Below are 24526 nucleotides of genomic sequence, written 5' to 3' on the forward strand. Positions count from 1 at the left end.
CTATACGGATAGCAAGATCATCGCAAGCCGTACAGTTTGACAAAGCTATACGCATAGGTTCGGGTTAATTGCATAGCAATCCTAACTAAATTGGCCGACGCGAGGCCCCAAACAATCGACTACAAACCGTCTAGCCGATGCCAGCCGAGCTTCTTCCGACGTACCCGGAACAGGTGTCGATGTCCTCGACACAATCGACCATCAGCGTGATCAGGTCGCGCAGTTTTCTTCCGGCGAAGCGCTGTTTCTGATAAGCGCAGTAGATGCGTCTGGGCTTGGGCTTCCACTCCGGCAGCACCGGAACGAGCAGTTCCTGGCCCAGCTCGGGCCGCACGAAGAAATCCGGCAACAGGGCAATGCCGAAGCCGTCGATGCAGAACGTCTTCATGATCCAGGGATCGTTGGTCGTGACATTGGCCTTGGGACGATACGGCTGGCCTCCGCCTTGCGAATGCATCATCAGGCCGTCCTTGTCGCCGCTGGCCGACCGATTCACGATCGAATCGTGGTGCGCCAGGTCCATCGGCGTCGCGGGAGCGCCTTTCTTCTGCAGATACGACGGGCTGGCGTACAGCCCATAGCCGATCTGACCGAGCAGCTTGCCGACGAGGTCCGGAATGTCCGGCAGGTCGGCGCAGATGTAGCCGTCGATCTCCTCGGCTTTCACGCAACCGGGGTAATCGGCGATGTCGAGATTGAGCTTCACGTTCGGATGCCGCGCCATGAACAGCTTCGTGACATGCGCGGCGAACGTGGTGCTGAATTCGCTGTCGGCCTTGATCGTCAGTTCGCCGCTAATGCCGGAGCCCAACTCTTGCAATTGTTCGCGGGCGAGTTCCAGCCGTCCGGAGACGTCGGCGAGTATTTGCTCGCAATGCGTGTAGAAGGCTCTTCCCGCCTCCGTCGGCGTCATGCCGCGCGCGCGCCGGTTGAAGAGCGTCACGCCCAGCTCCTCCTCCAGCACCTGAAGCTGGCGGCTGAGCGTTGCCTTGGAGATGCCGCTCACGGCTTCGGCTTGCGTGAGGCTTCCGCTTCGCATGACGAGCGAGAAGGCCATCACCAGTCTCATATCTAACTGCATAACCACTCTCCGCTGCGGCGCCCGTTTCTGCTCATGTGCCGGAGTCAGGCGGCATCGGTAAAGGCGCGGCGCCGCGTCGCCATTGACGGTCGCGGCTCTCGATGACGTTTCAGTCTGGCGCGGGAACGAAGCGATCCGCAATGCGGGAGAACGATGAGCAGAGCCGTCGGAAAAATCCGCCTGTCTGCCGCTCGTTCGTCCCGCTCGACCGTATGCGTCAGTGCACGGCCTTCACCATGTCCTCCACGACCTTCTTGGCATCGCCGAATACCATCATGGTCTTGTCCATGTAGAAGAGTTCGTTGTCCAGTCCGGCGTAGCCGGCGGCCATCGAGCGCTTGTTCACGATGATGCTCTTCGCCTTGTAGGCTTCGAGAATCGGCATGCCGGCAATGGGCGAGCCGGGATCGGTCTTGGCGGCCGGGTTGACCACGTCGTTCGCGCCGAGCACCAGCACGACGTCGGCCTGGCCGAATTCGCCGTTGATGTCTTCCATCTCGAAGACCTGATCGTACGGCACTTCCGCCTCGGCCAACAGCACGTTCATATGACCGGGCATGCGTCCCGCGACCGGGTGGATTGCATACTTCACGGTCACGCCCTTTTCCTTCAGCAGCTCGGTGAGTTCCTTAAGTGCATGCTGCGCACGCGCCACCGCGAGACCGTATCCCGGCACGATGACCACGGTTTCCGCGTTGCCCATCAGGAAGGCGGCATCGTCGGCCGATCCCGACTTGACCGGACGCTGCTGCTGGCTGCCTGCCGCCGCTCCGGTCGCGCCGCCGAAGCCGCCGAGCAGCACGTTGAAGAACGAGCGGTTCATCGCGCGGCACATGATGTACGACAGAATCGCCCCGCTCGATCCCACCAGCGAGCCCGCGATGATCAGCATCGGATGATTCAGCGAGAAGCCGATGCCCGCCGCCGCCCAGCCGGAATACGAGTTCAGCATCGAGACCACCACGGGCATGTCCGCGCCGCCGATCGGAATGATGATGAGCACGCCCAGCACGAACGCGAGCGCGAGCATCAGCACGAAAGGCAGCCACTCCTGCGATTGCACGAAGATGACGCCGAAGCCGATCATGATCACCGCGAGCAGCAGGTTCAGCGCGTGCTGCCCGGCGAACACCACCGGCGCGCCCTGGAACAGGCGGAACTTGAAGCGCCCGGCGAGCTTGCCGAATGCGATCACCGAGCCCGAAAAAGTAATGGCCCCGACGAAGCAGCCGATAAACAGTTCGATGCGATTGCCGAACGGAATCTCCTGCGATTGCTGCGTCGTGATGCCGAACACCGCCGGCTCGGCCACCGCCGCGACCGCGATGAACACGGCTGCGAGACCGATCAGCGAGTGCATCGCGGCGACGAGTTCCGGCATCTTCGTCATCTCGACCTTCTTCGCCGCGTAAGCGCCGATGCCGCCGCCCACCACCAGCGCGCCGAAGATGAGCATCAGCCCGGAGGCCACCGGCGACTCGGCCGTGCCCGCCGCGAGGAACTCGTTCTTGAGCTTGACGATCAGGATGAGCGTGGTCACCGCGGCGACCGCCATGCCGCTTATACCGAAGGCGTTGCCACGGCGCGCCGTGATCGGATGCGACAGGCCCTTGAGCGCCTGGATGAAACAGACCGAGGCCCCGAGATAAAGCAGCGTGACCGAATTCATCGACAGTTCAATCATTGCCCGGCCTCCGCCACGTTGCCGCCGGCCTTGCGCTGCGCTTTCGGCGCCTTCTTGCGGAACATCTCCAGCATGCGCTGCGTGACCAGAAAGCCGCCGAACACGTTCACGGCGGCGAGCGCCACGGCGAGCGTGCCCGTCACGCGCCCGACATTGCCTTCGGTCAGGCCGGCCGCCAGCATGGCGCCGACGATGATGATGCCCGAGATCGCATTGGTCACCGCCATCAGCGGCGTATGCAATGCGGGCGTCACGTTCCAGACCACGTGGTAGCCCACGTAGATCGCCAGTACGAAGATGATCAGGTTGATCACCGTGTGATTCACCATTTCCATTGAGGTCTCCTTAGCTCGCCAGATCCGCTTCTTCCTGCCCGGTCATCAGACACGCGGCGACGATGTCGTCGGCCCGGTCGATGACGAGCTTGCGCAAATAAGGATCGTCCGGCTTGTCTTTCCCGCCCCATGCGGCCGAGTCGATCGGCACACGCACCCAAGCGCCTTCCTCTTGCACGTTCTCGAGCTTGTGGTCGTTGCGGAATACCTCGTGCGGCGGCACTTGCGGAACGGCACGGTCCGCGAGAAAGCCATCGTGAAGAATGGCGAAGTGCGAGTAGTCGGTGTAATTCTCGACACGGCGCGGGGCGCTGCAATCCCAGTCTTCCGCCGGCGAAACGGCCAGATAATGGAACGCGGGATCGTCCCAGACCGGATATTCGGGAAGCGGAAAATGCGGCTCGTCTTCGAGGCACGCCCACACCATGCCGTACTTCTCCACCGACAGATACTTGCGGGTTCGGGCGCGCAATTGCCCGGCGAGATCGGCGCGCTGCGGGGCGAGCGTCAACTCACCTTCCTGGTCGAATTGCCAGCCGTGATACGGGCATTCGAGACGACAGCCATCGCGCACATGGCCGAGCGAAAGCCGCGTGCCGCGATGCGGGCAGAGATCGTCGAATACGGAGATTTCGCCGTTGAGCCGCACGATCACGATGTCCGTTTCCAGCAGCGTGAAGCCTCGGCCACCGTGAAGGTACTCACCTCGAGTGACTTCGCCAGTTCCCGGACCGAAGGTGTCTTCGTACCCGGACGCAGGCGCCCCGACTCGACCATGGCATCGAGCTTCGCAACGATCTGCTTCACGAGGCTCACGCCTCGCTGACGTTCGATGCGCAGTTCTTCCAATTGAGTCGGTTCGCGCCTCGAAGGCGAAGGCATGGGTAATGTCGCGACTTCACAGTCGCTGTCCGGCATCGCGTCATTCGCAGATATGCGCTCCGCCATTGATGTTGCATAGCCAGTCATGGGGTGTCTCCGCTGTAGTTTGTTTTGCGATCCGGCTGCGAAGGCTGCGGATGGAATCGCTCCTAGATGAATTTTATCTACCGATAGCCGCAAGAACAGGTAGGAAAAAAATACGTTGCTTTTCACGGTTGAAACGCTCGCGCGACTGATGGCTTCTCGCCGGTATTTCGTTCGGAGCCTTACGGGTTCCGTGCATCCGCGCCATGGAGTCAATACTTCAAAGGCTCTGCAAAGGCGAATCGTGATAACGATTACCAGGCGGCGAACATGCCAAAGCGGAAAAGCCGCCGGTAAATCCGGGACGGCTGGTGAAAAGATGAAACGCTTCATTTCGCTAATCGGGCTAAACATGATTAGCGAAGTATGGAATGCATCTCTGTGCGAAGCGGTTGAGTAAATGCTGCGTGGCGTGCCCCTTTAAAACCCAGGCGCCCCGCACGACCGTTCACTGTACAGATCATTCAACCTGCACGTTCATTGGTCCCATACGGGACGTTTGAGAAAAGCGAATCGTACTGAACATGTTCAGGAAAAGTTCGATTACGCAAGATGCCCGAAATCGCATTCAGCCGATGGCGTCTTTAGCGAAATCAGAATGGCGGTCCCCAGGAAAAGAACATGGCACATCTGTCTTACGTCAACGTGTTTGCCCGCGACATCGTGGAGCTGAGCGCGTTCTATCAGAAGGTATTCGGCTTTCGGGAAGTCGAATCCATCCGGTCGCCGATCTTTCGCGGCATCGACACGGGAAAGAGTTGCATCGGATTCAATGCGCAAGAAGCATACGACTTACTTCAACTCTCTCATCTTAGCGAAACGAGCGGTATCAAGTTCCTGCTCAATTTCGACGTCGATACACAGGAGGACGTGGACAGGCTCGTGCCCATCGCGCTCGAGGCCGGAGCCACGTTGATCAAGGCACCGTATGAAACCTACTACCACTGGTATCAGGCGGTTCTGCTCGACCCGGAGAGCAACGTATTTCGAATCAACACAGTCTTGCTCTGAGTTCAGGGAGGAGCGATGAAGTCGTCGGAGACGTTTGAAGTCGAAGTGCGCGGCATCCGCATCGAAGCGGAAACCGTGCGCTCCTTCGAGCTTTGGCCTGTCAGCGGGGAATTGCCGCCGTTCACGGCCGGCGCGCATATCGACGTGCACCTTGCGTCCGGCATGATCAGGCAATACTCACTGACAAACGCTCCCGAGCGTCACCGGTACGTGATCGGCGTTCATCGCGATGCGGGCGGTGCAGGCGGTTCGATGTTCATGCACGACTCCGTCGGACTCGGCACCCGTTTGACCGTGAGTGCGCCGCGCAATTTCTTTCCGCTGAATGAGACTGCTACGCACTCGGTTCTCGTTGCAGGCGGAATCGGCGTCACGCCTTTGCTGGCGATGGCGCGGCGGCTGAGTCAGCTCGGACGCTCGTGGGACTTCTATTACTGCGCCCGTTCGCCGGCCAAGGCGGCATTTCTCGCTGAACTGAAAGAACTTGCCGCGGCGAGCCATCACGCAGGCGCACTTCATTGCGTGTTCGACGGCGAACCCGGCGCGGCATCCCTGAATCTCGCCGATGTGCTCGCCACGCACCGACCCGATGCGGATTTTTATTGCTGCGGTCCCACGCCGCTGATGGATGCCTTTTCGACGACGTTTTCCGTGCTGCCGCCCGAACGCGTTCACCTCGAATACTTCAAGGCGCCGGCGGCTGACACCGTAATCGAGGCCGGCACGTTCACCATCACGCTGGCAAGGCAAGGCAAGACGCTGGTCGTGCCGCCGGACCAGTCGATTCTCGACGTGCTGAAAGAGAACGGCATCGCGATGCTGTCGTCGTGTCGACAAGGCATTTGCGGCACATGTGAGACCAAAGTCATCGAAGGCGTGCCGGATCACCGGGATCACGTGCTCACGCCGGAGGAACGTGCATCGAATCAGACCATGATGATCTGTGTATCCCGCTGCAAAGGCGAAGCGCTGGTTCTGGACATATAGCCCGATGGCGCGCGCTGGAGACCAACCGGATTGAATAAAGAATCGCCTGTTTTTATTTGATGAGAGAGCAATCGATATGACGAACCTCGCTGATATCAAGATCAATGTCGAGAAAGAAGAAAAGCCGGAACTCTACACTGCGATGCGCAAGTACTGGCATGCCGTCGCCTATTCCGACCAGTTGAAGGACAAGCCGCTCGGTGTCACGCTGCTGGGCGAATCGGTTGTCGTGGCGCGGCTCGATGGCGAAGTCCGCGCGATGCATGGACGGTGTCCGCACAAAGGCACCGCTCTCGCGCTGGGCAATGTCGTGGATGGCGCGATCGAATGTCCCTATCACGGCTGGCGATTCGACGGCGGCGGCAAGTGTGTCCGCGTTCCGGCGAGAGAAGAACTGACCGATGCGATGAACGTCTCGGTCGATTGTTACTACGCGGCCGAGCATGTCGGGATTATCTGGGTGGCACTCGAAAAGCCGATCGCACCGCTGCCGGAATTCCCGGAACTCACTGATCCGAGCTTCCGCGTTCAGCAAGGTCCGAACTACGAATGGGCGACGAGCGCACCGCGCCGGCTCGAGAACTTCGTCGATTTCGCGCATTTCCCGTATGTCCACGACGGCACCATCGGCGCACGGGACAACCCCGGCGTGGAGACGGTGAAGGTCTGGCGCGAAGGCCAGGTGTTGCGCTTCGACCGCAGCGGCTACCTGCCGCCCAATCCCGACCTCTATAAGTTCCTGTTCCCCGTGCGCGAAGCGGATAAGGCGACGCCGGTGAACGAATATCACGTCTTTCTCCCGGCGACAGTGCGAGTGAGTTTCCGCATGCCGAACAACACGCATTACGTGCTTTTCATGAGCCCGTCTCCGGTCACGGAAAACCTGACGCGCATCTTCTGGTGGCAGGCGCGCGACTTCCGCACGGATCCGTCCGAAGACAAGTTCTTCATGGAACTGGAAGACACGATTCTCGGCGAAGACAAGGCCATCATCGAATCGCAGCGGCCGAAGTGGTTCAGTTTCAACGGAGACACCCGCAACGATCGCGAGATTCCGGTGCGTGGCTCCGACATCGTCTCGATCGAGTATCGCCGCTGGCTGTTCGAGAACTTCACCGCTTCGAAGTGAGTTGAATAACCACAGTTAGTTTTTCTACATTCGGCTTGCATATTCAAGCATATCGGCAAGCTACCCCCGGACGGACGGCGACGCCATGACGTTGGCGCCCGTCAATAGAGAGGAGACAAAAAGTGAGTGTTCCGAACGTGAAAGAAGTCCCGGCATTTACCCGGGGCAATGAATTGGACGTGGAGGGTGAGGCGAGAGTGTACCGGTCGCTTCGCCACTTCTGGCATGTCGTCGCTTATTCGCACGAAGTCACCGACAAGCCCGTCGGATTACGATGTGCTCGTCTCCCGGGGTGTGCTGAGTTCGCGGCCGGGCTCCGGATACTTCGTCACTTCGCGCACCGCGCACGTGACGGCGCTGAGGGATATACCGCCCATACGAAAGGAAGCGGCTTGCGGCTCATGGCTGCCGGTCCTCGTGTGGAATCAGGATCCCGATCTGCTGCGAGTAGGTTCCGGCGTGCTTCCGCCCGAGTGGTGCAGCGAAAGCATGCTGTTACAGGCGGTCAAGCAGGCCATCAAGATGCCGGCTGAGCGTCTCGTCGGTTATGGTCATCCGCTCGGCTTCCCGCGTCTTCGCCAGCTGCTCGCCCGTGGTTTCACGGAGCGATTCTGTCCCGTCTCGCCGGAGCAGATCGTTCTCACGAACGGCGTATCGCACGGGCTCGACCTTGTCGCACGAACCATTCTGCAGCCCGGCGATACGGCCTTCGTCGAAGAGCCCGGTTACTTCAACACGAACCATCTCTTGCGCAACTACGGCGTGCGCATACTCGGCGTTCCGCGTGGATCGGACGGACTGAACGTCGATAAGCTCGCCGAGATGGCCGCGGAACACAGGCCCAAGGCCATCTTTCTCAGCTCGGTGTTGCAGAATCCGTTGTCGTCCACGTTGCCTGCTTCGCAGGCTTATCGCGTTGTCGCGTTGGCCGAGCAATACGATTTCCATATCGTCGAAGACGACATCTATCGCGATCTGGCATTGCCCTCGGATCCTTCATTGGCATCGCTGGATGGATTGAATCGCGTGATTTGCCTGGGTGGCTTCTCCAAGACCATCGCGCCATCCTTGCGCACAGGATTCATTCTTTGCCCGGATCATCTCGTGTCCGATATCGTCCGTACGAAGATGGCATGCGGCCTGACGACGTCGGAATTGAATGAGCGATGCATATTCGAGCTGTTGTCGGATCCGGGACATCGTCGTTATATCGATAGACTGCGGATGCGCCTTGCAAACGATCGCGAGCGCTTTCTCTCGTTTCTAGCGGAAGTCGGCATGACGCCTCTCGCGACGCCTCGTGGCGGACTCTTCGTGAGTGCGGGATGGCAGGTCAAACCCACTGCCCAGTTCAATGCGGAATCGATCACGGCGGAAGCGAAAGCTGCGAAGATTGCGCTCGTGGGAGGCGACCTGTTCATGCTCTCGCCATCCACGGATAGCGTCTGGTTTCGATTCAACGTTGCATATTGTGGGGCGCCGGAGTTGCTCTCCTTCCTGCGAAGCGTCTCCGCGCGTGCGCCGAACGCGTGAGCCGGTGCGCCCTCTTCAATGAAAGGCGCACACGGACTCTATGAGTTACCGCAATGCTTCCGCGTGATAGGCAATGTGCTCGCCGATGAAACTGCTAATGAAGTAATAGCTATGATCATAGCCGGGACGTAGATTCAATTGCAGCGGATGGTCTGCCGCTTCGCACGCTGCACGAAGCAATTGCGGTTGCAACTGGCCTTCGAGAAACTCGTCGGCCTCGCCCTGATCCACGAGCAGCGGCAAACGCTCGACCGAGTTCTTCAACAGTTCCACCGTGTCGTACTGCTTCCACGCCTCGCGATCTTCGCCGAGATAAGCACTGAATGCCTTTTGGCCCCACGGCACCTGTGTCGGCGCGACGATCGGCGAGAAGGCCGACACGCTGCGGTAACGGCCCGGATTGCGCAGTGCAATGGTCAATGCGCCGTGTCCGCCCATTGAATGCCCGCTGATTGCACGTGCCTGACTTGCAGGAAATTCCGCTTCGACGAGCGCCGGCAATTCATCCACCACGTAGTCGTACATGCGGTAGTGAGTTGCCCACGGCTCTTGTGAAGCGTTGACATAGAAGCCCGCTCCTTTGCCGATGTCGTACGCCGGATCATCGGGTACATCGTCGCCGCGCGGGCTGGTGTCCGGCGCCACGATGATGAGGCCGTGCTCAGCGGCGTAACGCTGAGCGCCGGCCTTGGTTACGAAGTTCTGCTCGGTGCAAGTCAGACCCGAAAGCCAGTACAGCACCGGGCATTTTTCTCCGCGCAAGGCCGCATCGGGCAAATAGAGACCGAACTTCATCTCGCAGCCGAGCGTCGACGATGCGTGTTTCCAGACTTCCTGGCGGCCGCCGTAGCTGGCGTGTTGCTCGATGCGTTCCATGATCAGGCCTCGCGATAGGTGCCCTTGGCCTTCGCCGAGTGAGCGGCCAGAACGTCCATCAAGGCGGGACTGAGGCAATCGTAGGGCTCGAGTCCCTTGTCACGCAGCGTCTGACGGATGTCGGCCATGGCAGAGGGCGGCGTGCCGCTTTCGATGACAGACGAAACGAAAGCTGCAAAGCCAGGACCATCCCAGCCGCTCTCATTCGACAGTTCGCTATGAATAAAGTCCAGCCCGTAAAAAGCGTGGTCCTTGTTCTCGATGCGTCCGTACAGATGCGTTCCGCAGGCACTGCAGGCGTGACGCTGAATCAACGCGCTTTCGTCCACCACCTTCAGCTTTTCGCCATGCGACGTCACCGCGACCTTCTCGCGCGGCACGACGCCCACGACCGAGAACAGCGCATTCGCAGGCTTCCAGCATTTGGTGCAACCGCACGCGTGATTGAACAACACCTGATTGTCGACGCGCACTTCGACTGGATCGTGGGCGCACGAACAGCGCAACGTACCGCCTGCAAAGTCACTGGCGCCCTTTTGAATGCCGCGATCGACGGAGGGGTGAATAAGTGTGGTCATGGTCTATCTCCTTTTCGGGTCTTTAATAGTCTTTAATAGTGAACGACAGTGCGAATCGACTTGCCTTCGTGCATCAGGTCGAATGCTTCGTTGATGTCGGTAAGTGGCCGTGTATGCGTGACGAAGGGCTCGAGCTGAATCTTTCCGGTCATTGCGTCTTCGACCATGTCGGGCAATTGCGAGCGTCCCTTCACGCCACCGAAGGCGGAGCCCAGCCATCGACGGCCCGTAACGAGCTGGAACGGACGGGTACTGATTTCCTGTCCCGCGCCCGCCACGCCGATGACGACCGACTGTCCCCAGCCCCGGTGCGCGCATTCGAGCGCGGCACGCATCACATTGACATTGCCGATGCACTCGAAGCTATGATCGACGCCCCAGCCGGTCATCTCCACGATCACTTGCTGAATTGGCTTGTCGAAGTCCTTCGGATTCACGCAGTCCGTTGCACCGAAAGCGCGCGCCAGATCGAACTTGCCGGGATTGGTATCGATTGCGATGATGCGGCCAGCCTCGGCGAGCTTTGCACCTTGAATCACAGCGAGGCCGATTCCGCCAAGCCCGAATACGGCCACGCTGTCTCCGGCTTGCACCTTCGCGGTGTTCTTCACCGCGCCCAGACCGGTGGTCACGCCGCAACCGAGCAGACACACCTGTTCGGGGTTGGCTTGCGGATTGATCTTCGCAAGCGACACCTCGGCTACCACGGTGTACTCACTGAAAGTCGAGCAGCCCATGTAGTGATAGATCGGCTGGCCGTTGTAGCTGAAACGCGTGGTGCCGTCCGGCATGACGCCTTTTCCCTGCGTCGCGCGCACGGACACGCACAGATTGGTCTTGCCCGACTTGCAGAAGAGGCACTCTCCGCATTCGGCGGTGTACAAAGGAATGACGTGATCGCCGGGCTTCACGCTGGTCACGCCTTCGCCGACTTCGACGACAATGCCCGCGCCTTCGTGACCCAGCACGGCGGGAAAGATGCCCTCGGGATCATCGCCTGACAGCGTGAAGGCATCGGTGTGACAGACGCCGGTGTGAGTGATCTTCACCAGCACTTCGCCCCGGCGAGGCGGCTCTACATCGATTTCGACAATCTCCAGCGGCTTTCCGGGCGCGAATGCAACGGCAGCTCGTGATTTCATGACGGTTTGGTTGGTGGAAGAAAAAGATTAGAGGACGGCGTATGCAGTCGCTTGGACGTGTGAGCGGATGTCATCTCACTCGTCGATTCAAAACATCTTGACGACGAGAAGAAATACCAATTGAATATCCGGCTCAAATTCGACGCTGCCTGAATAACTTCTGCTGCACCCGGCGATTCATACTGCCGGCACGCTCGAACGAAGTTTTCCGCGAAAGTATTGTCGGCAAACAGTGCACTGAACATGTGCAGTCGATATTTCAATCAGGCGGCCGTGACGGAGGCGAATACATGCCGGTTGCTGGCGCTATCTGTACAGATGCTCCGATGCCGAGTGTCCGGCGTACATCGAGCGTATAGCTACCGCTGTCCATGGCGCAGAGACACAGCGTGTGTTCACAATTGATTGACGCGTTCATTGTCTCGATCCATATTCGCCCACACCATGCCGCGATATCGTGATCGCACCGTTGACACATCGCGGTGCGTGTTGTCGCGTGAGCGGCTTTGACTGTCGGCCACTGGTCCTACGTGGCTCTCAGCATAGGATGCAAAAGATGACTCATGAAACCAACTCACTGCACGCGAATGGACGCGCGCGCGGTTCGACACATTGCCTGCGCTGTCAGGAAGCGCTGCCGGGTTCGCATGGCCGCGCGGGCGCTGTCGCGAGATCCGTCTGCGCAGAGACCGCTCACGCTGATTCGCAGCGCCGCGAGAGAGTCGAAGCGTTGCTGCGTCATGCGCTGGCAGCGGGTGAATTGAGGGTCGCCTATCAACCCGTGCTCGATAGCGTGTCGCACGAGACCGTGGGCGCCGAGGCGCTGTTGCGCTGGACCAATAGCGAACTCGGCGACGTCGAGCCCGACGAGTTCATACCGATTGCCGAAGAATCCGGGCTGATGAAAAGCATCGGTGACTGGGTGTTGCAACAGGCCTGTGCCGAGGCCGCTCAATGGCGTTCGACGGTTGCCCCGCGCCTGGTGGTCTCGGTGAACGTTTCGCCGGTCCAGTTCGACGAGGACCTTATGCAGCGCGTTGCCGCTTGCCTCGAATGGACCGGACTCGAAGCGTCGGCGCTTCAAATCGAAATCACTGAAGGCATATTGATGCCTGACGACACGGCCGTTCGAGCGACGATCAAGGCGCTGGCCGATCTTGGCGTGAAGCTCGCTATCGACGACTTCGGAACGGGTTACGCGTCATTGTCGGTCCTGAAATACTTCGCTTTGCACAATCTGAAGATCGACCGCTTATTCGTTGCGGATTTGCCCGACAGTCGCGATTCGATCGCGATCACGCGTGCACTCGTTGCGATGGCGCATGCGCTCGGCATGACCGTGACCGCCGAAGGCGTTGAAACCGCCGCTCAGGCCAGGGCGCTGCGAGAGTTGGGCTGCGACATGCTGCAGGGCTTTCTGTTCGGCCGCGCAACGAGCCCGGCGCAATTCGTCCGCATGCTGTCGTGATTAACGAAATGAATGAATCGACCTGTGCGTTTGCAGAGTCAGTTTGCCAAGAATAATTATTTTGTCATCGTGCCAAACGGAGACGGCGCGAATCAGGAGGAAATCATGTGTGATGCAGAACTTGTCGCGACACTGTTGAACCGCTGGGCCAGTCAGACCTGCGAAGAAGAATTCCAGGCTTACCTTGCGCTGCTGCGCGAAGGCAATCTACCGTTCACTCGCGAACTCGGTTACGTGGGTACGTATGGCATTCGCGATACGAACGCCTGCCGTACCGAGTCGCTGATCTTCCGCGATGGCTCGCGTGCGTTGCGCCTCAGTACGCCGAACAGCGCAGCGGGTTGGACGCGCTGGACCGCGTTGCAACCGCTCCCATGAAGCGCTCGGAATCACCACAGTGTAGATAGCACTCTCCCTCGATCTCTTGATCGAGGGGGGAGTGATTTGAAGGCAAACTTACTGGCATTCTCGCTGGAGTTAGTTCGCGAGATAGAAACGTCGATGCCGTGCGCATGGCTACGCCCCTGCACACGGCTTTGTCGCAGTTCGCGCGCCGTGTCCCCGACGCGCGCCTCGTTCAGTTCGGTAGGTTCACCGCATTCACACCGTCTCGACGACGCGGCCCGCGGCCTTGAGTTTGGCGTCGTCATAGACGCGGCGGCGCTCGACTTCGACCAGCACCCGTTTGCGCTTGATCGACTCCCAATGAATGCCCGCCCCCATCACGGAGACATAATCGTCGAAGCGGTGCTTCCGCGCGCGGCGAAAGAATTCAGGCCCGGGCAGCCCGTTGTAAAGCGTGAGCAACGCGCCATAATCAACGGCCGAAAGTTCGCCGAGCGAAGCTACTGCCTTTTCGAGCGCATCGTAGCGGGCCGCCAGTGGATCGTCCGGCCCGAACATCGCGTGAAAGCGTTGATAAGGCAGCAGCCTTTCGTGCTCGGCGGCGCGTCGCAAGGCCGAGGCAATGCGTTCAATGCGTTTTGCTTCCATGTTCCCCCTCCTCGCAAGAATCTTTCCGATAGTGGGGGCAAGATACCTTCGACGCCGGATCACCGGGAGGCATAGCGCTGATGAACGCATAAAGTGGCGCTAAACGCCGTAAGCGCTGAATACTTTGACCTGCGCGAAGTCATCGCGGGCGGGAACGCATTGGACCCGCGCTCACGATTGCGAGCCTTGATATAAGCGCGATATCGCTACGGCTTGACGAACTTGAGCGTCATGCGATCCGACTCGCCGATTGCGGCATAGCGTGCGCGACCGACATCGCCGCCCTCGTATGTCGGCGGCAGCGACCACACGCCGTGCGGATAATCCTTCGTATCTTTCGGATTCGCATTGATCTCACTGCGCGCGACGAGCACGAAGCCGGCCGCCTGCGCATGCTCGATGACGAACGCCTCGGTCACGTAACCCGAGTCGATCATCTGCTGGACCGTCGTTCCCGGCTTCGCGCGATGTTCTTCGACGCCAAGCTCGCCGCCATGCGTGAGCGCGCCGTAAAACGCGCGCAGGTTGGCATCGACCTGTCCGTCTTTGATCCAGTTGTGGATGTTTCGAAACGTGAACACGCGGTCGAATCGTTCGTGCGCGTCGAAGCCTTCGAACTGCCCTGCCTGCAATGTGCCGACGACCGTGTTTCCGTATAAGGCCGGCGCATTTGCGAGCTTGCGCCGATAATTCGCATCGGTTTCGCGGTCTTCTGCGGCAAGCTCGGCGGATGTGCTCAGATATTGCGCTTCATACAAGTGTCCGGAGTCGCGCAAGTAAGGCGCGAGTATGTCCGTGTACCATCCGCCGCCCGGCGCAATTTCCAGTACCGTTTGCGTCGGAGTGAGATCGAAGAATTGCAGTGTCTCTTTCGGATGGCGATACCCATCTCGCGCACGCGCGCGCTCGCTGCGTTGCGATCCGGCGATGGCCGCATCGAGCGACATCGCACTTGCACTTTGCGTTTGCGAATCACGCGATGTATCGCGGGACTGCATCGACGACGAGGCACAGCCCGTCACGGCGAGCGTAAGCAACGTGGCGGCAATGGCGAAACAATCTATCCGGTCGGGGCGACTGAGGTTCATGGCGATTGTTGCGAGGCTTGAGATACCGCACACGATACGCGTATTCCTGACCGTTTGCTTCGTTCGTGCCGGCAATCGACTTCCAGCATCATGAATTTGAAAGTCGCCTGTTATATTGCATGTCGTACGCTTCGGAGTCGATATGTTCGAGGGAATCTCGCTTGCGCCGTCGCTTGCATGCCTGCGTCATGGCGGTCCGCTTCGACGGCGGCTGTGTCTCTTCGCACTCGTCCTGAGCCTGTGGTCCGCGACCGTCGATGCCGGCGCGCGATGGCGAGTCGTCATTCTTCCGGGCGCCGATCCCACGCAGCCGGCCGTCGCCATTCAGATTCGCGCACTGCGCAGTGCGTTGACCGCTGCTGCGCCGGATGGCGTCGAGTTTTATACGGATTCTCTCGACGAATTGCGCTTCGACACGAATGATCTGACTCCGCAATTTCTCGCGCTTCTAAAGAAAAAATACGAAGACAAGCATATCGACATCGTGATCGGCATCGCCGATTTCGCGCTCGACTTCACCAGGCGCTATCACAACGACATCTGGCCGAATACGCCGGTTCTCATCACGAGCATCGACGAAAGCCGCATCGCGCGCATGCCGCCGGAGTTTGCCTATATCGCGTGGCACTTCGATGCGCACAGCACCCTCGCGCTCGCGGAAGCATTGCAGCCGCACGCGAGCAAGCTCGTCATCGTTTCCGGGAATACCGCCTTCGACGAATTCACCGCGCGCGTCGCGGAGCAAGCGGCGCGGTCGCGACAATCTCGCGAATGGACAGTGAGTTTATGGAGCGGACTCACGCTCGACGAACTGAAGACGCGGCTCGGCTCGCTCGATCCCGCCGACACGGCCGTGCTTTATACCACCATGTATCGCGACCGCGAGGGTCGAACTTTCTTTCCGTTCGAAGTGGTTGCACCAATGGCCCGTGCATCGCGCGCACCCATTTACGGCTGGTTTCCCACTTATCTCGACCAGGGGCTGCTAGGCGGCGCCGTCATCAGCTATGAACGCAACGGACGTCGCGCGGGGGAACTGGCTGCGTCTATCTTGTTGCGCAAGGTTTCGTCGAACGGTGCGACGTTGCCCGCCGAGCCATCGCGCTGCATCGTGGACCGCGCGCAAGCCGATCGACTCGGCATCCGTTCCGCTCTGATCCCGGACGAATGCGAGCAGATCAACGTGCCTGCCTCGCTCTGGAATCAATATCGCGGCACCGTTCTCTTTGCGCTTGCCGTCGTGGCATTGCAAGCTGTCACCATCACCGGACTGCTCTGGCAGCGTCGCAAGAGAAGGCTCGCGGAAGAGTCCGCCACGTTGCGCGCAAACGAGTTGGCAAGAGCCGCACGCATATCGTCCGCGGGAGAATTGAGCGCCTCCATTGCACACGAAGTCGGGCAGCCACTCGGGGCCATTCTCAGCAATGCCGATGCAGCCGGATTGATCCTCGAAAACCCGGAGCACGAGGTTTCCGAATTGCATCAGATTCTTGCTGACGTGCGTCGTGACGCGGTGCGTGCAAATCAGGTCGTGCAACGCTTGCGCGCATTGCTGAAGAAACAGCCTGTGGAATTCGTGTCACTCGATCTGAACGCCACCGTCGACGATGCGCTGGCGTTGCTCGCGCCCGAAGCGAGGCGCCGCCGTATCGCAATCGAATCGACGCTCAGCGCGGCTTGTCCGCTCATCATCGGTGATCGCGTGCAGCTTCAGCAAGTCATTCTGAATCTATCGGTCAATGCAATGGATGCCATGCAGGAGACGGAAGCCGCTAAGCGCGTATTGACGATATCGACGCGGCCAAGCGAGCACGGCGTCGAACTGATGGTTCTGGACCGCGGTCATGGCATCTCCGACGCAATCAGGTCGAAACTCTTCGATTCATTCTTCACGACCAAAACGCATGGCATGGGGCTCGGACTCTCCATTGCGCGCACGATCGTCGAAAGTCACGGCGGACGCATCGGCGCCGAACCGCGAGAAGGCGGCGGCTGCGCATTCACCGTGTGGCTGCCATGCGAGGAAAAGAGCCGACTGTTCGCGCCGCATCAGCATGTGTCCGATGCGGCGCGAGATCAGGCGTGAAGCGTTTCAAGGTTCGGCGATCGTGAACCAGAAATCGAACTTGTCGAAATTGCCGAGCATGTCCTTGAATTTCGCGGCGTCGCCGTCGATCCTGACCTGCCCCGTATCGGCAAGATTGCCGAGCTTGATCTTGCCGAGTGCGATGTCGTCGAGCGTCGTGCGGTTCAGCGTGACGGTGCCATCCGCGTTATCGATTTGCCTGTTTTTCCGGTAGTTCATCACGCCATTCTTGACCGTCAAAACATACTGCTCTTTCGTGTCGGGGAAACTCAGGTTATAGACATATGACTTGTCGGCCACCCTCGGTCCGTCGAGGTGAATGGCGAGGAAATCGAGGAACATGTCCGTCGTCATGCCGCGAATGATGTCGGGCGAACTCGTGTTGGGCGTCGCCGCCTTCTGCACGCCTCCGCGCAATTCCTGCGCGCCCGACAGATAGAAATTCCGCGCGGGTCCGGATTCGGCCTGATAGCCCAATTGCTCCAGTGCGTCCGCTTCGACATTGCGCGCTTCCCGGTTCTGCGGATCCGCGAAGACCACCTTGTTCCCGACAGTCGCGGCCCAGCGATAATCGCCCTGCCTGTAAGCGGCCCTCGCGGTGTCGATCATCTTGCGCGCACCGATCATCGCGACGTATTTCTTCGCTTCTTCCTCCGGCGGATAAGGATTGAAGTTCGCCGGATTGCCGTCCCAGAAGCCGAGATATAACTGGTATGTCGCGCGCACGTTATGCTTGAGGTCGCCGTAATATCCGCGATTGGCGAACTCTTTCGCAAGACTGTCCGGCAGCTTGAACTGCTCGGCAATCTCATTCATCGTCATGCCCTGATTGGCCATGCGCAATACCTGATCGTTGATGTACTTGTACAGGTCGCGCTGCTTCTCCAGATGTTCGACGACGCGTTGATTGCCCCATTGAGGCCAGTGGTGACTGCCGAATGAAACCACGGCATCGCTGCCCCACATGTCGATGGTTTCGTCGAGCGTGCTCGTCCACTTCTGCGCGCTGCGCACTTTGGCCCCGCGCAACGTGAGTAAGTTGTGAAGCGTGTGATTGGCGTCCTCGGCCAGATCGATCGCCTTGAATTGCGGGAAGTAGAACAGCATCTCGGCGGGCGCTTCGGTGCCGGGCGCCATCTGAAACACCATGTCGATGCCGTCGATAGTCAATTTTTCGCCGGTCTTCGAAATGATCTTGTTCGGTGCGAAAAGCGTAATGGTGCCGGCCGCGGTCGTGAGTCCGAGACCGCCGCCGACGGTGCCTTCGGGGTTCTTGGGCAGTAGATTCCCGTACATATACGACGCGCGCCGGCTCATCACGTTGCCGGCGAAGACGTTCTCGCTGACGGCTTCCTCCATGAAGCCCTCCGGCGCCACGACGGGCACCTTGCCCGATCGCGCGTCCGCTTCATCCACGACCGCGCGAATGCCCGCGAAGTGATCCACATGTGAGTGCGTGAAGATCACACCGGTCACGGGCAGCCGCTCGACCTTTTCGTTGATGAGATCGAGTGCGGCCTTCGCGGTCTCGGTGGAAGTCAACGGGTCGATGACCAGCCATCCCGTCTTGCCGCGAATGAACGTCATATTCGCAAGGTCGATATTGCGCACCTGATAGATGCCGTCCACCACCTTGAAGAGTCCGCGTACCGAGAGCAATTCCGACTGTCGCCATAAGCTCGGATTCACCGTGGCAGGCGCGGGGCCGGTCTGATGCAGGAAATCGTACTGAGAAAGATCGATGACCGTATTGCCCGCGCTACCCTTGATGACCGCGCTCGGCAAGTCGGCGATGAATCCGCGACGCACGTCGTCGAAATCCTGAGTATTCGAAAACGGCAAGTAACTCGCGACCGCCTGATTCGCCTTTTGTGTCGCGTCGGTGGCCTGGTTGGGCGCGGCGCTTGCCATGGTCGTCGCTGCATCGATGATGACGGCAAGAGCAACCAGCCAGCTTGATGTCCTGGACATGCTCGACCCCTGTTGGTGTGAACGACGCTACGAATATTTCACGCGTCGTTCGGTGCGCACCATAGGGATATTGGGCAACCGTTGCTGCCCTTCGGGGCAATGGCCGCTCGCAGAAACGAATTGCCCTCGAGGGCAATCGCATTGCCCGACATCCGGATTGCGCGGACGGTCTTCACATGGCAGATTTCCACGACAAGCCGCTCACCGGCAGCGCACCACTGAACGCTAACGGTCGAGGATTGGAAGGGGGAACGCGTGCGACAACTGGTTAGCCATCCGGTCAGCTTCCTCGTGCTTTCCTTGATCCTGATGTCGGCGGCCGCCTATCTGGGCGCCAGGCTACGTCGCGCCCGGCCCATGGCCGATGACATGCGCGAGGACTTCGGCATCGTGCAATCGGCTGCGCTTACGCTGCTTGCACTGGTCATCGGCTTCAGTCTTTCCATGGCGGTGGGGCGTTACGATCAACGCAAGAACCTCGAAGAAGAGGAAGCGAACGCAATCGGCACGGAAGTGCTGCGCGCGGAGCTGCTTCCCGCCGCGCAGGCGTCGGCCATCCGCACGCTCCTTGCGCGATACACCGCTCAGCGAATCAGGTTCTATCAGACCGCCGACGGCGATGAACTGCAGCACATCAACGCGACGACAACTGAATTGCAAACGCAACTGTGGACCGAAGCCCGCTCCGGCGCGAGCGCGCAACCGAGTCCGCTCTCGGCGCTCGCCATCAGCGGAATGAACGATGTCATCAACACACAAGGCTATACGCAAGCGGCCTGGTGGAACCATATTCCCGCGTCGGCATGGGCGCTGATGGTCATCATCGGCTTCTTCTGCAATGTGTTGATCGGCTACGGCACGCGGAGTACGAATCCGGGCCGGCGATTTCTCTTGATCATGCCGCTGATCGTTTCAATTTCGTTCACACTCATTGCGGACATAGACAGTCCACGCAACGGACTCATTCGAGTGAGTCCGCAAAATCTCATTTCAACGTCAGCTTCGATTCCGAATCAGTAACTGCATCGGCTCGATTGTGGTATTGATAAATGAGAAACGATTCGACAGCCATGACAACATGGCGACGATACGAGGGCTCGAACGTTGATCGATCATGCCGATGCTGTCATCCACGTGGTGGACGACGACGAAGCCATGCGCACTGCCCTGTCGCGCCTGCTGAAGTGCGCCGGCTACACGGTGCATGTGTATGCGAGCGCAGGCGACTTTCTCGTGGCAGAACACGGACCTTTGCCGGGCTGCATGCTGCTCGACGTGGAGCTTCCGGGGCCGAGCGGTCTGGATTTGCAACATGCGTTGCAACGCCGCGAGAAGCCGCTTCCCATTATTTTCATTAGCGCCTATCGCGACATTCCCAGAACGGTCCTTGCAATAAAGGCCGGCGCGAGTGACTTTCTTCTCAAACCCATCGACACGCAGGCACTGCTTGCAGCCATCGAAAGCGCGCTTGCTGCAAATCAGGGCGCATTCGCAGAACCGGCATCGCCGCAACAAGCTCATGTTTCACTCAGCGACCGCGAAGCATTCGTTCTTCACGGCATTATCGAAGGCAAGCTGAACAAGCAAATCGCGGCGGAACTCGCGCTAAGCGAACGCACGATCAAATCGTGTCGTGCGGAAATCATGCGCAAGTTCGGCGCGCACTCGCTCGCTGAACTCGTCCGACTCGCGGACCCGTTCGTTCGAAAGCACGCTGGCCCGCTGAGTCCTTCTTGCCCTCAAGGGCAATCCGGTTGCCCCACGTCCCGATAGCAGCGCTGCTTTCCCCGCACGACACTTCAGGTATCTCACCATGGCTGGCCATGAGCGATACCAGAAATACGATCGTCATTGTCGAAGACGACGATGGCCTCCGACGCGCACTTCAACGCCTGCTCAAACTGGCCGGATTCGACACGCTCGCTTTCGAAAGCGCCGAAGCCCTTCAGGCGGCGAATGTCGTCGAGCGTGCCGGGTGCCTCGTTCTGGACGTTCAACTTCGCGGCATGTCCGGACCGGCACTCTACGAACAGCTAGGCGCGTCGCGGCCGCCGGCCGTGTTCATCACGTCGCACGACAATGCGAGCACGCGCCACGCGGTTGCCCGGGCAGGCGGCGTCGAGCTGCTCATCAAGCCGTTCGCGGGCACGGACCTGCTCGAAGTGATCGCGAGGACGGGCCGGTCCTGACCGCGCTGACGCTTGCGTGTCTGCTGCTACATGGGCAGAAGACAATCGCGATCTTTCATATGAATATTCGATCGGCGCCATCGACCACGGCCTCGGACCTCGAACTCGCGCAGACATTCGCGGAGACAGCCGCCATCATCATTTCGCGCGATGTCAACGCGGGCGCCACGGAGTCCGCTCGCGTGTAGTGCCGCTTAGGGACTATCGGCCAGCGATACGCGCCGATCCCGTTCCGACAACTTGAGCGCCTCCCACCCCAGATCGGCGAAGCACGGACCTTGCGTCGCTTCGCTGAATTTCACGTCGTTGTGTTCGGCGTTCCACTCCAGTATCACAACTTTCCCGTTGGAATCCACAGTCAGATCCCAGCCGATACAGCGCGCGAACGGCACCTTCGCATGAAGCTCGACGACCTTGTCGGCGCATGCGGAAAACGCGGGCAACGTCAGACCTTCGAAGGCGACTTTCGAATCGGGATGCGCGTGGGCGTCGGTCCAGTCGCTCAGATAGCCCTTGCTGAAGAGGCGTCCGGTCGCGAGGTCGATGGGGACGCACACTTCGCTGTCGGGGCGGATATACGTGTCGGCGGCGCGGCCCAAACGCAGGAAACAGGCGCGCAACGAGACGTGGCCCGCATCGTCGACGACGGTGGTCAGGCGCACCGTGGCGACCGCCTTCGATGCGAACTGGTCGAACCATGCGTGCTGCACGATGAATCGTTGCAGCACGCCATTGCCCAGCTGACGGATGCGCGCGACATCGAACTCTTTGCGATTCATCAGAAAGACGCCCTTGCCCTGCGAAGTCTGATCGAGCTTGACCGCGACGCTGTCCGTGCTGCGGAACACGATGTTCGCGACTTCCGAATCCGGAATCGCAATATGATCGGCGGTATAGAAAATACCGTTCACGTAGTAGGCGAGATCGGGGAACGCGTCGTCGCGAAAGAGGAGCCGCGCAACGGGCTTGAGGTGCGAGACCTGACCGTAGAGTCCCTTCAGCTTCGGCACCACGACCCAGCCGTAATAGTTATCGGGAATCCAGCCTTCCTTGAACTTGCCGCTCAGCGCCGTATAGACGTGCAGCCACGGCGCGTAACACGCGTCGCCGAAAACATCGGATGCGTAGGCATCGGCGAGCCGCAATTGAGCGGGGTCCGTTCTTCCGTGCTTCTCTTCGATCGCGCGGCGGATCATTCGGGCCTCGACGCCATGCCTCCAGTGAAACCGGCGGGACGAGAGATTCCGCCATGAAACTTTGACTAAGGTCTTGACCTGCTTGGGTGACATAGTGCGGTCCGTTTAGATGTTCTTCGTGCCAGCATCGACGTTAACCAGTGCGGTCTTATCAAGCGCTTAATGAAGCAAAACTTGGCGGATAAGCGCTGCGTTTTGACGCCGCGTTGATTGATTTACCTTGCTAATTCACTACATCACCATTTCGTCGTAAGCAATACGACAGACGCGACCGGGAAATAGGCGATGTTGTCAGACGATAGGCGGCTGTTGCGCCCCTATGCGTGGCCTATAATTTTTTTGCATCTGGCGCGAGCGTTAAGCGCCAAGTGCCAACTGGAACGCGAAACATTCAAACGATGTTCCTTCATCCGCGGCGTTGTCACGCGAGCGCCCATTCTTAGGCGCCATGCCGCCTTGTCTTCCTTCGTCTTTGCGTCTTTATGCACGCATGGAAAATCCGGCGCACGCCGTGTCGCGCAGGCCGTCCTTCGCGGATCGGCACGATGCACGCGTGCGGCAGATTCACTTCACTTCGAGAGGACAACATGGCCACTTACATCATGCTGCTCAACTGGACCGATCAGGGCGTGCGTACCGCGAAGGACACCGTCAACCGGGCGCGCGCATTCCGCGAATCGAGCAAGGCGATGGGCGTAACCATCGGCGCAATGCACTGGACGCTCGGCTCCTACGATCTCGTTGTCACGTTCGACTCACCCGACGACGAAACGGCAACACGTCTCGGACTGGCGCTCGGCGGCATAGGCAACGTACGCACAACGACGATGCGCGCTTTCGGCGAAGACGAGATGGAGCGCATAGTCGGCGGACTGAAGTAGATGCAAAGGGCGCACGCACGCGGGCGCTGCGCCAGTGTATCGTTGCTCACCTTCGCCTTGTATTGAACAAGGCATTTACGTGAGCCAACGCACCATGGAAGCAAACATGTCGGCGCGCAATCGACGCGCGGGCACGGCACTTGAAGTGCTTCTGGTCTTTTTAAAACTCGGATCGACGTCGTTCGGCGGACCTGTCGCGCACATCGGCTATTTTCGCCGTGAGTTCGTCGAGCGGCGTCACTGGCTCAACGATGAAACGTTCACCGATCTCGTCGGCCTTTGTCAGTTCCTGCCGGGACCGGCGAGCAGTCAGGCGGGCTTCTCCATCGGCTTGCTGCGTGCGGGCTGGCTCGGCGGCATTGCGGCATGGTGCGGCTTCACGCTGCCATCGGTTGCGCTGCTGATCGGCTTTGCAAGCATTGCTCCGTCGATGGCCGGCCCTTTCGGCAGCGGCCTGATTCACGGGCTGAAGCTCGTCGCGGTTGCGGTCGTTGCGCAAGCCGTGTGGGACATGGCGCGGCGCTTGTGTCCGGATCATCGGCGGGCGGGAATCGCGCTCGCGACGATCGCCCTCCTCGCCCTCATCGACACCGCTTACGCGCAACTCATCGCTATCTTGCTGGGCGCGCTGCTCGGCGTTGCAATGTGCAGGACGAACGCACCGGCAAGTATCGCAACGACGCACGAGCACACGCATGAGTTTCGCGTGTCGCGTCTTGCAGGCGCACTCGCGCTCATTCTCTTCTGTGCGCTTCTTTTCGGGCTGCCGGCACTCGCGTCGCTCGATTCAACGCATACGGTCCGGATATTCGATGCGTTCTATCGCTCGGGCGCGCTGGTCTTCGGCGGCGGTCATGTCGTGCTGCCGCTTCTTCAGCAGGCAACCGTGGCGACGGGCTGGGTGTCGTCGAGTGCGTTTCTCGCAGGGTATGGCGCAGCGCAGGCCGTTCCCGGTCCGCTCTTCACCTTCGCTGCGTTTCTCGGCTGGACCATGACCGCGATGCAGAGTCACTTCTACGGCGCGCTGCTCGCGACGGCCGGCATCTTTCTGCCCGGCCTGCTTCTCGTGCTTGCCGCATTACCGTACTGGCAAGCGTTGCGCGCGCGTCCTTCCATGGCCGCTGCGTTATCGGGCGTGAATGCGGCCGTCGTGGGACTCCTGGCGATGGCGCTCTACTCGCCTGTCTGGACCAGCGCGATCAACACGAAGTACGACTTCGCGATTGCCGTCACTGGTTTCTTTCTTCTGACACGCTGGAAGGTTCCGCCGCTCGTCGTGGTCGTTCTTTGCGCATTCGCCGGTATTGCCGAAGCGGTCATGCGTTGAAACGA

General features: G+C 59.8%; 25 protein-coding genes. 13 read left to right on the forward strand and 12 right to left on the reverse strand.

The window, feature by feature from the left end:
• Nucleotides 1–130: 130 nt before the first annotated feature.
• From NCR39_RS24290 to NCR39_RS24310, 5 genes are all read right to left on the reverse strand, one after another.
• On the reverse strand, nt 131–1222 hold the full coding sequence (locus NCR39_RS24290; RefSeq protein ID WP_250454639.1) for a LysR family transcriptional regulator: 1092 nt from the start codon (nt 1220–1222) through the stop codon (nt 131–133).
• 76 nt (nt 1223–1298) lie between these two features.
• On the reverse strand, nt 1299–2765 hold the full coding sequence (locus NCR39_RS24295; protein WP_250454640.1) for an NAD(P)(+) transhydrogenase (Re/Si-specific) subunit beta: 1467 nt from the start codon (nt 2763–2765) through the stop codon (nt 1299–1301).
• The gene (locus NCR39_RS24300; protein WP_250454641.1) at nt 2762–3100 is read right to left on the reverse strand and encodes an NAD(P) transhydrogenase subunit alpha part 2; all 339 of its coding nucleotides are present in this window, start codon (nt 3098–3100) and stop codon (nt 2762–2764) included. Before NCR39_RS24300 ends, NCR39_RS24295 begins: the two co-directional genes overlap by 4 nt.
• Before the next feature lie 10 nt (nt 3101–3110).
• Nucleotides 3111–3755, reverse strand: coding sequence for a Rieske 2Fe-2S domain-containing protein (locus tag NCR39_RS24305; RefSeq protein WP_250454642.1), 645 nt, complete (start codon nt 3753–3755; stop codon nt 3111–3113).
• Nucleotides 3752–4399 carry a GntR family transcriptional regulator gene (locus NCR39_RS24310; RefSeq protein ID WP_250454643.1) on the reverse strand — a complete coding sequence of 216 codons (648 nt, stop codon included), beginning with the start codon at nt 4397–4399 and terminating at the stop codon, nt 3752–3754. Before NCR39_RS24310 ends, NCR39_RS24305 begins: the two co-directional genes overlap by 4 nt.
• A gap of 288 nt (nt 4400–4687) precedes the next feature.
• Here NCR39_RS24310 and NCR39_RS24315 point away from each other — a divergent pair, with 288 nt between their 5' ends.
• From NCR39_RS24315 to NCR39_RS24330, 4 genes are all read left to right on the forward strand, one after another.
• The gene (locus NCR39_RS24315) at nt 4688–5077 is read left to right on the forward strand and encodes a VOC family protein (RefSeq protein WP_250454644.1); all 390 of its coding nucleotides are present in this window, start codon (nt 4688–4690) and stop codon (nt 5075–5077) included.
• A gap of 15 nt (nt 5078–5092) precedes the next feature.
• Nucleotides 5093–6064, forward strand: coding sequence for a PDR/VanB family oxidoreductase (locus tag NCR39_RS24320; RefSeq protein ID WP_250454645.1), 972 nt, complete (start codon nt 5093–5095; stop codon nt 6062–6064).
• A 76-nt stretch (nt 6065–6140) separates the two neighbouring features.
• Nucleotides 6141–7193 carry a Rieske 2Fe-2S domain-containing protein gene (locus NCR39_RS24325; protein ID WP_250454646.1) on the forward strand — a complete coding sequence of 351 codons (1053 nt, stop codon included), beginning with the start codon at nt 6141–6143 and terminating at the stop codon, nt 7191–7193.
• A gap of 417 nt (nt 7194–7610) precedes the next feature.
• Nucleotides 7611–8726, forward strand: a complete 1116-nt coding sequence (locus NCR39_RS24330; RefSeq protein WP_250454647.1) for an aminotransferase-like domain-containing protein — start codon at nt 7611–7613, stop codon at nt 8724–8726.
• Between the two features lie 45 nt (nt 8727–8771).
• Here the strand turns inward: NCR39_RS24330 and fghA are convergent, their stop codons facing one another.
• Genes fghA through NCR39_RS24345 form a run of 3 tightly spaced genes read right to left on the reverse strand, consistent with a single transcriptional unit; the run spans nt 8772 to nt 11322 of the window.
• Entirely contained in the window at nt 8772–9602 is an 831-nt protein-coding gene (gene fghA, locus NCR39_RS24335; RefSeq protein ID WP_250454648.1) for an S-formylglutathione hydrolase, read from the reverse strand.
• A gap of 2 nt (nt 9603–9604) precedes the next feature.
• Nucleotides 9605–10180, reverse strand: coding sequence for an S-(hydroxymethyl)glutathione synthase (gfa, locus tag NCR39_RS24340; protein WP_250454649.1), 576 nt, complete (start codon nt 10178–10180; stop codon nt 9605–9607).
• A gap of 32 nt (nt 10181–10212) precedes the next feature.
• On the reverse strand, nt 10213–11322 hold the full coding sequence (locus NCR39_RS24345; RefSeq protein WP_250454650.1) for an S-(hydroxymethyl)glutathione dehydrogenase/class III alcohol dehydrogenase: 1110 nt from the start codon (nt 11320–11322) through the stop codon (nt 10213–10215).
• A 730-nt stretch (nt 11323–12052) separates the two neighbouring features.
• Between NCR39_RS24345 and NCR39_RS24350 the strand changes: the two genes are divergently transcribed.
• Both NCR39_RS24350 and NCR39_RS24355 read left to right on the forward strand, forming a co-directional pair.
• Nucleotides 12053–12790 (forward strand): putative bifunctional diguanylate cyclase/phosphodiesterase, encoded by a 738-nt coding sequence (locus tag NCR39_RS24350; protein ID WP_350029695.1) that lies wholly within the window; start codon nt 12053–12055, stop codon nt 12788–12790.
• A gap of 12 nt (nt 12791–12802) precedes the next feature.
• Complete coding sequence (locus tag NCR39_RS24355) at nt 12803–13168, forward strand: hypothetical protein (RefSeq protein ID WP_250454651.1); 366 nt, start codon at nt 12803–12805, stop codon at nt 13166–13168.
• Nucleotides 13169–13390: 222 nt separating this feature from the next.
• On the opposite strand, the gene NCR39_RS24360 is transcribed toward NCR39_RS24355, so the two are convergent.
• Together NCR39_RS24360 and NCR39_RS24365 are read right to left on the reverse strand one after the other, a co-directional pair.
• The gene (locus NCR39_RS24360; protein WP_250454652.1) at nt 13391–13783 is read right to left on the reverse strand and encodes a hypothetical protein; all 393 of its coding nucleotides are present in this window, start codon (nt 13781–13783) and stop codon (nt 13391–13393) included.
• A 206-nt stretch (nt 13784–13989) separates the two neighbouring features.
• Nucleotides 13990–14871 carry a class I SAM-dependent methyltransferase gene (locus NCR39_RS24365; protein WP_250454653.1) on the reverse strand — a complete coding sequence of 294 codons (882 nt, stop codon included), beginning with the start codon at nt 14869–14871 and terminating at the stop codon, nt 13990–13992.
• Between the two features lie 142 nt (nt 14872–15013).
• Here NCR39_RS24365 and NCR39_RS24370 point away from each other — a divergent pair, with 142 nt between their 5' ends.
• Nucleotides 15014–16957, forward strand: a complete 1944-nt coding sequence (locus tag NCR39_RS24370; RefSeq protein ID WP_250454654.1) for a sensor histidine kinase — start codon at nt 15014–15016, stop codon at nt 16955–16957.
• A gap of 6 nt (nt 16958–16963) precedes the next feature.
• On the opposite strand, the gene NCR39_RS24375 is transcribed toward NCR39_RS24370, so the two are convergent.
• Nucleotides 16964–18928 (reverse strand): alkyl/aryl-sulfatase, encoded by a 1965-nt coding sequence (locus tag NCR39_RS24375; protein ID WP_250454655.1) that lies wholly within the window; start codon nt 18926–18928, stop codon nt 16964–16966.
• A 255-nt stretch (nt 18929–19183) separates the two neighbouring features.
• Between NCR39_RS24375 and NCR39_RS24380 the strand changes: the two genes are divergently transcribed.
• The 4 genes from NCR39_RS24380 to NCR39_RS29695 all read left to right on the forward strand — a co-directional run bounded on the left by NCR39_RS24380 (nt 19184) and on the right by NCR39_RS29695 (nt 21305).
• A complete protein-coding gene (locus tag NCR39_RS24380; protein WP_250454656.1) occupies nt 19184–19948 on the forward strand; it encodes a bestrophin-like domain in 765 nt (254 codons plus the stop codon).
• A gap of 84 nt (nt 19949–20032) precedes the next feature.
• Nucleotides 20033–20701, forward strand: a complete 669-nt coding sequence (locus tag NCR39_RS24385) for a response regulator transcription factor (RefSeq protein ID WP_250454657.1) — start codon at nt 20033–20035, stop codon at nt 20699–20701.
• Nucleotides 20702–20751: 50 nt separating this feature from the next.
• Nucleotides 20752–21117 (forward strand): response regulator transcription factor, encoded by a 366-nt coding sequence (locus NCR39_RS24390; RefSeq protein WP_250454658.1) that lies wholly within the window; start codon nt 20752–20754, stop codon nt 21115–21117.
• A gap of 59 nt (nt 21118–21176) precedes the next feature.
• Nucleotides 21177–21305 (forward strand): hypothetical protein, encoded by a 129-nt coding sequence (locus NCR39_RS29695; protein WP_284507342.1) that lies wholly within the window; start codon nt 21177–21179, stop codon nt 21303–21305.
• Nucleotides 21306–21311: 6 nt separating this feature from the next.
• On the opposite strand, the gene NCR39_RS24395 is transcribed toward NCR39_RS29695, so the two are convergent.
• Nucleotides 21312–22313 carry a sugar-transfer associated ATP-grasp domain-containing protein gene (locus NCR39_RS24395; RefSeq protein WP_250454659.1) on the reverse strand — a complete coding sequence of 334 codons (1002 nt, stop codon included), beginning with the start codon at nt 22311–22313 and terminating at the stop codon, nt 21312–21314.
• A gap of 587 nt (nt 22314–22900) precedes the next feature.
• Between NCR39_RS24395 and NCR39_RS24400 the strand changes: the two genes are divergently transcribed.
• Nucleotides 22901–23194 (forward strand): GYD domain-containing protein, encoded by a 294-nt coding sequence (locus NCR39_RS24400; RefSeq protein WP_250454660.1) that lies wholly within the window; start codon nt 22901–22903, stop codon nt 23192–23194.
• A gap of 94 nt (nt 23195–23288) precedes the next feature.
• Complete coding sequence (gene chrA, locus NCR39_RS24405) at nt 23289–24521, forward strand: chromate efflux transporter (RefSeq protein ID WP_250455153.1); 1233 nt, start codon at nt 23289–23291, stop codon at nt 24519–24521.
• The last annotated feature ends 5 nt before the right edge of the window (nt 24522–24526 follow it).

The organism is Caballeronia sp. ATUFL_M2_KS44, from assembly GCF_023630965.1.
Lineage (GTDB): Bacteria > Pseudomonadota > Gammaproteobacteria > Burkholderiales > Burkholderiaceae > Caballeronia > Caballeronia concitans.

Excerpts from the sequence above, each read along its gene's own strand:
- NCR39_RS24355 (WP_250454651.1), top strand. The coding sequence starts at position 12,803 with ATGAATCGACCTGTGCGTTTGCAGAGTCAGTTTGCCAAGAATAATTAT.
- NCR39_RS24400 (WP_250454660.1), top strand. The coding sequence starts at position 22,901 with ATGGCCACTTACATCATGCTGCTCAACTGGACCGATCAGGGCGTGCGT.
- gfa (WP_250454649.1), bottom strand. The coding sequence starts at position 10,180 with ATGACCACACTTATTCACCCCTCCGTCGATCGCGGCATTCAAAAGGGC.
- NCR39_RS24295 (WP_250454640.1), bottom strand. The coding sequence starts at position 2,765 with ATGATTGAACTGTCGATGAATTCGGTCACGCTGCTTTATCTCGGGGCC.
- NCR39_RS24325 (WP_250454646.1), top strand. The coding sequence starts at position 6,141 with ATGACGAACCTCGCTGATATCAAGATCAATGTCGAGAAAGAAGAAAAG.
- NCR39_RS24300 (WP_250454641.1), bottom strand. The coding sequence starts at position 3,100 with ATGGAAATGGTGAATCACACGGTGATCAACCTGATCATCTTCGTACTG.
- chrA (WP_250455153.1), top strand. The coding sequence starts at position 23,289 with ATGGAAGCAAACATGTCGGCGCGCAATCGACGCGCGGGCACGGCACTT.
- NCR39_RS24345 (WP_250454650.1), bottom strand. The coding sequence starts at position 11,322 with ATGAAATCACGAGCTGCCGTTGCATTCGCGCCCGGAAAGCCGCTGGAG.
- NCR39_RS24375 (WP_250454655.1), bottom strand. The coding sequence starts at position 18,928 with ATGTCCAGGACATCAAGCTGGCTGGTTGCTCTTGCCGTCATCATCGAT.
- NCR39_RS29695 (WP_284507342.1), top strand. The coding sequence starts at position 21,177 with ATGAATATTCGATCGGCGCCATCGACCACGGCCTCGGACCTCGAACTC.
- NCR39_RS24315 (WP_250454644.1), top strand. The coding sequence starts at position 4,688 with ATGGCACATCTGTCTTACGTCAACGTGTTTGCCCGCGACATCGTGGAG.
- NCR39_RS24395 (WP_250454659.1), bottom strand. The coding sequence starts at position 22,313 with ATGATCCGCCGCGCGATCGAAGAGAAGCACGGAAGAACGGACCCCGCT.
- NCR39_RS24360 (WP_250454652.1), bottom strand. The coding sequence starts at position 13,783 with ATGGAAGCAAAACGCATTGAACGCATTGCCTCGGCCTTGCGACGCGCC.
- NCR39_RS24370 (WP_250454654.1), top strand. The coding sequence starts at position 15,014 with ATGTTCGAGGGAATCTCGCTTGCGCCGTCGCTTGCATGCCTGCGTCAT.
- NCR39_RS24310 (WP_250454643.1), bottom strand. The coding sequence starts at position 4,399 with ATGAAGCGTTTCATCTTTTCACCAGCCGTCCCGGATTTACCGGCGGCT.
- fghA (WP_250454648.1), bottom strand. The coding sequence starts at position 9,602 with ATGGAACGCATCGAGCAACACGCCAGCTACGGCGGCCGCCAGGAAGTC.
- NCR39_RS24320 (WP_250454645.1), top strand. The coding sequence starts at position 5,093 with ATGAAGTCGTCGGAGACGTTTGAAGTCGAAGTGCGCGGCATCCGCATC.
- NCR39_RS24365 (WP_250454653.1), bottom strand. The coding sequence starts at position 14,871 with ATGAACCTCAGTCGCCCCGACCGGATAGATTGTTTCGCCATTGCCGCC.
- NCR39_RS24390 (WP_250454658.1), top strand. The coding sequence starts at position 20,752 with ATGAGCGATACCAGAAATACGATCGTCATTGTCGAAGACGACGATGGC.